This is a genomic window from Nostoc cf. edaphicum LEGE 07299, assembly GCF_015207245.1.
GTDB classification, from domain to species: Bacteria; Cyanobacteriota; Cyanobacteriia; order Cyanobacteriales; family Nostocaceae; genus Nostoc; species Nostoc edaphicum_B.
Genome location: NZ_JADEXF010000777.1, coordinates 1 through 3,149, shown reverse-complemented (window position 1 = coordinate 3,149; position 3,149 = coordinate 1). Strand labels below are relative to the sequence as shown.

Sequence of the window (3,149 nt, the reverse complement as noted above, 5' to 3'; positions counted from 1 at the left end):
CCAGAATACCCTCTAAATCGTTTTAATTGAATAAAATTATCATTACTTCGTGATACAACTTCTTGGATCTTTTCTCCTGATTCTGATAGTAAATTCATTCTCAGGTTAGATGGCAAATAAGTTTTTCCGTTTAATGGATGTAATTGCACTAGTATTTCTACTTTATCTTCAGAATAAGGTGCGATCGCCATTAACAGCACTACAGATTGATTTCCAACTTGTAATCCCAAATCTATTATTTTTGCTCGTGCTACATTGCCTTCACGCTTTGATGAAATACTTCTTAAGGCAAACTTTTTATCATTTATATTGCTGAAAACTTCTTCTAGAGCCATCCAACTATTTTCAAACAGATTCTCGAACCATTGGTTTAAATTTACCCGTATTTGGCTAGCACTGAATGCAGGGTGAGCAACAGCATCAGGAATACAGTCGAAGAGGAAATTAAGGGGTTTGAGGCTTGCTAGTGGTATTTGCTCCGAATCAGAAGGAATATTAACTCTTCTAACAAATCCCAACAACTGCACTTCATTTAACTGTTCGCTAAACTGGACAGCCACATAACCAATTCTATTTTCCATCACTTCAGGTGGTAGGGAAATTACTGTTTCACCAGGTTTAACTGGACGACACTCTAACTTACCAATGTTGGGAAGAACTAGATCGGCAACATCAAATAAAGCTCGTTTAAGAGGATGCCAACTATCACCTTCTTCTATAGCAGTATCAATCCACAGCCATTTCAGGTAACTGTAAACAGCATAAACTGCTAGTGTATTCAAATATATTTGTTTCCCTTTTTGAGGCGTAGTTTGTTCAACAGCAAACTGGCGGGCAATGGCATGGGCTTCTTGTCCAAGTGTAATTTTTAAGCAAAGTGTTTCTGTGCTACTCATGGCTGTTAATTAGATTGATATCCGAGTTGAATGGCAACTTCTTGCAGGAGCGGTATTGCTTTTAATTTCCAGTGGGATACAAGAGTTTGGTAATTGATTTGGCACTCACGCGCAATATCAGTAAGCTTATCTGGTGGGTTCTTAAATATGAACAGCAACCTCTGGCTGAGTATTTGGCAGTTACATTCGGGGTGTTTACGAGGATAGCAATTCCGTAGCTGCTTGTCTGGGTCTTGCTCAATGTAATCCGCTAGGCTTGCCACTAAGTACTGTTGTGAATTTTGTTGCAACTGTTCTAAATAAATTTCTAGCCCACTTAGAACATACGGGTTAGATGGTGTCCCTAATAACCTCCCTTCTTCTGATACTCGTTCTAGCCAACTTGTTATCTCTGCATCTGCATCCGAAATATTTTCATCCAAGGAAAGCTGAAGCCTCCTTGTTTGAGGGGCAGATGAAGAATTTAAATCTTTAATACGCCAGGAAAGGTAGCCTTTGAGCCATTTTACTAAGTCAGTTCGTACTGAAGATGTACGTGGCTGAAAGTTTCTAATATTGTGGCTCAACCACTCCAAACTTTGGTTTAAGGCATCTAAAAAGTGGTCGGGGCAGTCCATGCTTGAGTATTTTCTAAATTCCGGTAGTCCCTGAATTAAAATCAGAAGCCGACTCATAGCTTTTCGCCATTCCCGGCTGCCGTCTGGGTGTTGATAAACTGCTGCTATCAATTGGCGTAGGCGCTCATCCTGATCATCCATAAAAGCTTTTACCAAAGAATAATACAGTAGACACAACACAGCAGCACAGTTATAAGCACTGCTTTATTTGACCCTACTCTTATATCAGGCAAGAATCAAAAAAATATGAAAACTTTAGGATTGTGCTTACTAATCCTTGAAATCCAGCCCAGGAGCAGATAAGAGAAATTATTTAAAGCAAGTTGGTCGGGATGTTGGATTTTTCATAGTTATCCAAATTTTCACCGATATAGGATTAGAGGCTCGACTTGGAAAAAGATTTTGAAAACTTTTTACCAATTTAACTTCCGAATAGTTTTCATAATTTTTCATTTTTAGTCTGATTTAGAAGTAATAGGTTAATTTAATCGGGAGCCGAAAAATTAACTTAGAGCTTGTCATGAAACAACCTTGATTTTTTGAGTTAGGAATGCTTTCTGAGTAAGCTTTCTAGATAGCAAATTGTAAAAGTTATTTTTTGGCAGGTTATTAAATTGCTGAATTAATTTTAGCTAAAACCTTTGGGGCAGTTTGCCACGACCGCTTCTTTAAATACTTTTAATTGATTTTAGGAGGGGAAAGATGGCTCAAGTATTATGCCTTTTACAAAAGTATTTTCGGAACAGCATTTTTACCTACATTGCTCTTTGCTTACTATTATTTATGCCTGGAATAGCTCTAGCCCAAAATGACAATAATTTTGACGATCCTCCACCGCAGACTTCAGGTAGTTCTGGTGGTTCTAGACTAAAGTAGCTGAAGTCTGAACGGGAGCATTCTAGTTTTTTACAAAAAAGGCGAAAATCAATCACGATAGGTAGCCTGATAATTCTCCAATTTGACGCGATCGCAACTCTAGCATCCCCACCCTCACCAGAGCATCTTTGACTATTTCTTGAGATGATCGTGAAGGTTCCCGAAACCAGCCTGTATGCACAGTCCGCGCCATCAGCACCACATTCCAGACTGTTATCGGGTAATCCCAGTCAATTTGCGATCGCTGCGGTACATACGCAACAGAATTTAATTGTTGTTTCAAAGCGCGATCGTGAAATTTTACAACTCCAGCCCAAAATCGCCTTCACCATTGTCAGTAGATCGAAAAGTTTTGCGATCGCTCTGTGATGAATATCTGTCTAAATGGATTTTTGTTTTAAATTAGTAATTTTAAATACTAACTTTGAATAGCCCACTCGGAATTAAGACATAAGTAAAACTGATAATTAAGCCAGGTGGTAAGATTTAATCTTGCACCAGAAATATGTTCTGGTGTGATTTCAGAGAATATTGTCGAGAAGTTGCAGGAAAATTGAACTAGAAGAATATGCAGATGTAACTGTGATGTCTACTGATGTGGTGAAAGCATTTCAACCAGCTAGACTAGACATTGTGTTCATTTTTAATTTTTAATTCCGCCTTGCGGTACTAGCCTTGTGAAATTTGATTAAATTAGGACTTACGCACGGGTAACGGAAAACGTAGACGCAAAGCGGCTTGCCGCAGGCTACCACAGAGG

Annotated in this window: 4 protein-coding genes; 1 reads left to right on the top strand and 3 read right to left on the bottom strand. The window is 38.7% G+C overall.

Translation table 11 applies throughout. The features are described from left to right. Positions 1-896 (bottom strand): DUF1822 family protein (locus IQ229_RS20505; protein WP_194046898.1); only part of this gene is annotated, 896 nt, incomplete at its 3' end. A 5-nt stretch (positions 897-901) separates the two neighbouring features. Then, entirely contained in the window at positions 902-1,654 is a 753-nt protein-coding gene (locus IQ229_RS20500; RefSeq protein WP_194046896.1) for a hypothetical protein, read from the bottom strand. Between the two features lie 561 nt (positions 1,655-2,215). Between IQ229_RS20500 and IQ229_RS20495 the strand changes: the two genes are divergently transcribed. Continuing rightward, entirely contained in the window at positions 2,216-2,389 is a 174-nt protein-coding gene (locus IQ229_RS20495) for a hypothetical protein (protein WP_194046894.1), read from the top strand. A gap of 52 nt (positions 2,390-2,441) precedes the next feature. Here IQ229_RS20495 and IQ229_RS20490 read toward each other — a convergent pair whose 3' ends face one another. Beyond that, positions 2,442-2,672 carry a P-loop NTPase family protein gene (locus IQ229_RS20490; RefSeq protein WP_228013604.1) on the bottom strand — a complete coding sequence of 77 codons (231 nt, stop codon included), beginning with the start codon at positions 2,670-2,672 and terminating at the stop codon, positions 2,442-2,444. Positions 2,673-3,149 lie beyond the last annotated feature (477 nt).